The sequence below is a fragment of the Methylobacterium sp. J-048 genome, from assembly GCF_022829515.1.
Classification (GTDB): domain Bacteria; phylum Pseudomonadota; class Alphaproteobacteria; order Rhizobiales; family Beijerinckiaceae; genus Methylobacterium.
Window position 1 is genome coordinate 1 of sequence record NZ_JAKSYL010000042.1, and the last position, 591, is coordinate 591.

At 72.1% G+C, this 591-nt stretch carries 2 protein-coding genes; both read left to right on the forward strand.

What is annotated here, in order from left to right; all coding sequences use genetic code 11:
* The first annotated feature begins 174 nt into the window (after window positions 1-174).
* Entirely contained in the window at window positions 175-342 is a 168-nt protein-coding gene (locus tag MKL09_RS01210) for a hypothetical protein (RefSeq protein ID WP_244017186.1), read from the forward strand.
* A 55-nt stretch (window positions 343-397) separates the two neighbouring features.
* On the forward strand, window positions 398-591 hold a 194-nt coding region (locus tag MKL09_RS01215), incomplete at its 3' end, for a hypothetical protein (protein WP_244017188.1).

Consider the following 591-nt stretch of genomic DNA (forward strand, 5'->3'; position numbering starts at 1 on the left):
CCCGGAGCACGCATCCGTGTGGCAGCTATCCGACGCACACATCGCACCTCCGAACCAGGCTACCGCGCTGCCAACCAGATGCTGATGGATGGGTTGGCTGCCCTGGCGGCCGCCCACAGCCCCACCCCGGCACAGCTCGCCGTGTCCTAGGTGCTCCACCGGGGCGACGGCATCTTGCCGATCCCCGGCTCCCGCAATATCCGGCACCTCGAAGAAAACGCCGCCGCGGCGGGGATCGTGCTGAGCCCGGACGACCTCGCCGCCATCGACGCGCGGATGCGGCCCGAGGCGAGCAGTGGACGTCGCTACCCCGACGCCGCGCTGGCTTCGGTTGAGGGCTGAGTGCGGGCCGGAAGGGCGATGCCGCGCCGCCGCCCCGAGCCCGGCAACGAGGGGCATGGCTCGAAGCGAGACTGACGACGGCACTCCCATCCTCGACCTCATCCTGAGGAGCCTGCGTCAGCGGGCCTCGAAGGTCCGCGTCGAGCCGGCCGCGAAGCTGCCAGGGCAGCAGGCCGTGCAGGGCTCCGGCGAGGTCGTCCGGGGTGATGGCGGCCGCGGAACTACGCCCGACCAGTGCCGGGACCAGCC